At 64.4% G+C, this 2975-nt stretch carries 3 protein-coding genes; all 3 read right to left on the reverse strand.

Translation table 11 applies throughout. The annotated features are described in order from the left end of the window. Window positions 1–439 (reverse strand): fumarylacetoacetate hydrolase family protein (locus tag EOA60_RS26410; protein WP_206628252.1); only part of this gene is annotated, 439 nt, incomplete at its 3' end. A 239-nt stretch (window positions 440–678) separates the two neighbouring features. Further along, complete coding sequence (locus tag EOA60_RS26415; RefSeq protein WP_095825570.1) at window positions 679–1410, reverse strand: SDR family oxidoreductase; 732 nt, start codon at window positions 1408–1410, stop codon at window positions 679–681. Between the two features lie 201 nt (window positions 1411–1611). Next, a partial coding sequence (locus EOA60_RS26420) for an aldehyde dehydrogenase family protein (RefSeq protein ID WP_128312136.1) occupies window positions 1612–2975 on the reverse strand: 1364 nt, incomplete at its 5' end.

Here is a 2975-nt window from a genome sequence, read left to right on the forward strand (position 1 = left end):
CATAATCCAGCGCGTCGTCCTCGCTGACATACTTCGCCGTCTTGCCGATGACGACGCCGAGCTCGACCTCCCAGTCGGTCTTGACCGAGCCGCGCGGGATGAGCACGTCGTCATCCGGCCCGACGATAGCCGAACTCGCCTTCATGAAGATGATCGGCTCCGGCGGCACGGTGGCGCCGGTCTCGGCAGCGTGGTCGGAATAGTTGAGGCCGATGCAGATGAATTTCCCCGTGCCGGCCACGCAGGCTCCGATGCGTGGGCTACCGGAAACAGCCGGCAGCGATTTCGGATCGAGCTTCGACAGCATCTCCAGCGAAGCCGGATGCAGCGCCGTGCCGGCGATGTCGGCGACATAGGCCGAAAGGTCGCGGATCGTGCCATCCTGATCGAGCAGGCCGGGACGCTCGCTTCCCATCTCGCCATAGCGCAGCAACTTCATCTTTTCTCTCCACCTTGCGGCCAAAGACCGATTTGCAAAACTTTCCGCCACGACCTCATGCGAAAATCGGGCGGACCCTAGCCATCAGCCTGGTACCCCGCAAGCGCGGACTCCACGCAGTAGGTCGGCAGGCTGGATTTTTCAGACTTTTCGATGCTTCCGATGAACGCGTAGCCCCGATCCGATCTTCCTGTTCGCCCACTAGCACTGCGAACCGCCCCCAATTTTCGAAACGGGCGTCAGATCGACCAGCCGCCATCAATATTGTAGGCCTGCCCCGAAGTGTAGGTGGCGCCCGCCAGATAGACGGCGAGATCGGCGATTTCTTCCGGCGTGCCCAGCCTTCCCATCGGCTGGCGGGCGATGAAGGCGGCGCGCGCCGCCTCATAATCGCCCTGCGCATGCATGCGGTCCTGCAGCGACGGGCTCTCGACCGTGCCCGGACAGATGGCGTTGCAGCGGATGCCCTTAGCCACATAGTCGGCGGCGACCGCCTTGGTCAGGCCGATGACCGCGGCCTTGGTCAGACCGTAGACGAAACGGTTCGGCACGCCCTTCTGCGAACTCGCCAGCGATGCCATGTTGATGATCGAGCCGTCGCCGCGCTCCAGCATGCCGGGCAGCACGGCGCGGATGGTGCGGATCATAGAGCGGACATTGAGATTCAGGGCGAAGTCGAGATCGGCATCCGTCATTTCGAGGATCGAGCCCGAATGGACGAAGCCGGCGCAATTGAACAGAACATCGACCGGGCCGATCTCGGCGAAGGCCGATGTCACGGCTGCGTCATCGAGCACGTCGAGTTTGCGGGTTTTTATGCCGGAAGTCTTGCCGAGTTCGGCCAAAAGCTGCTCGTTGATGTCGGTGGCATGAACGGTGGCGCCGGCCTTGGTGAAAGCCAGCGCGCTCGCCCGCCCAATGCCTTGCGCCGCCGCGGTGATGACGACCACTTTGCCTGCCAGATCCGCCATGCTTCCCTCCGGTGTCGCAAGCTTTCTTAGTGGCGGCCAGACGGGATGCAATGTGCCAGGCGAGCCTGACCGCTATTCCGCAGGCCAATTGTTTTTTCTGGTTAAAGAACACATGCCGATGCGTCAAGCCTGGAAGCCTGCGGCAAACGCGCCGAATTTGCGGCGCGAGTGTCGTCAAACCAGACCCGGTCTGGAACGCGCTTAGTCGCCGTAAGGCACCCAAACGTTCTTGACCTCGATGGCGCGGCGCAGGACGGCCTCGCCAGCCGCCTCGCTCGATGTCCAGTCGAGGCTGCGGCCATTGCCGGTCCAGACGCGCTTGAGGTTGCCGATGGAATCGGCCTCCGCCTTGGCGCAGGTGTCGGCATCGGCAAACACCCAGAGCCCATCGACGTCGTCGTGCTTGGCCAGAACGCCGCAGAGCTCGGCGCTGCGGCCGGTGACGATATTGATGGCGCCGGCCGGAATGTCGGAATATTCGATGATCTGGTAGAGATCCGTGGCTAAAAGCGGGTGACGCTCGGACGGCACGGCCACCACGGCGTTGCCCATGGCGAGCGCCGGCGCCACCAGCGAGACGAAGTTGAGGAGCGGCTGATTGTCCGGCGCAACGATGCCGACGACGCCGACAGGCTCGTGCAGCGCAAGCGTCACGGCGCGGGCCGGCGGCTGGTGGACGCGGCCCTCGAACTTGTCGGTGAGGCCGGCATAGAGGAACAGCCGCTCGATGGACTGCTCAACCTCCTCGCGCGCTGCCTTCGCCGTCACGCCGGCGAGTTGGACAAGGCGTGCAGCGAACTCATCGGCACGGCCCGAAAGGTTTTCCGCGAAGTAGTAGAGCACCTGGCTGCGGTTGAAGGCCGTCGCGTCCGGCCAGGCCTTGCAGGCGCGCGCGGCGGCGACCGCGTCGCGGATATCCTTGCGGTTGCCAAGGCCGACTTCGCCGGCAAGCTTGCCCTTGGCGGTGGCGACGGTCAGCGAGTAGTTGCCGTCCGGACGCACCTGCTTGCCACCGATGAACAGCTTTGCCGTGCGGTCGATGGCCATACCGTCAGCCTGCTCGACGACCTGCGCCGAGCCGACTGCGGCCGGCTTGATGGCGGGGCCGACCGGCAGCTTGGCGGCAAGATATTCGAACATCCCTTCCCGTCCGCCTTCGCGACCGAAGCCGCTTTCGCGATAGCCGCCGAAGCCGCAGGCCGCATCGAACATGTTGGTGCCGTTGACCCAGACGACGCCCGCCTTCAATTGCGGCGCGACATGCAAAGCGAGATTGACGTTCTCGCTCCACACCGAAGCGGCAAGACCGTAACGCGTGTTGTTGGCTAGCTCGATCGCCTCCTCGGTGTTACGGAAGCTCATCGTCGCCAGCACCGGCCCGAACACCTCCTCCTGCGCCAGGATATTAGCCGGCGAAACAGAGGTGGCGAGCGTCGGCAAGTGATAGTAGCCCGTCGTCGGCAAGGCAGCGTCCGGCTGCCAGCAAGCGGCGCCCTGCCTGGCGCCCTCGGCGATCAGGCCCTTGACGCGGTCGAGCTGCGTGCGGTCGACCAGCGGCCCGATGT

The organism is Mesorhizobium sp. M1A.F.Ca.IN.020.06.1.1 (assembly GCF_004023265.1).
In the GTDB taxonomy this organism is placed as follows: Bacteria; Pseudomonadota; Alphaproteobacteria; order Rhizobiales; family Rhizobiaceae; genus Mesorhizobium.

Excerpts from the sequence above, each read along its gene's own strand:
- EOA60_RS26415 (WP_095825570.1), bottom strand. The coding sequence starts at position 1,410 with ATGGCGGATCTGGCAGGCAAAGTGGTCGTCATCACCGCGGCGGCGCAA.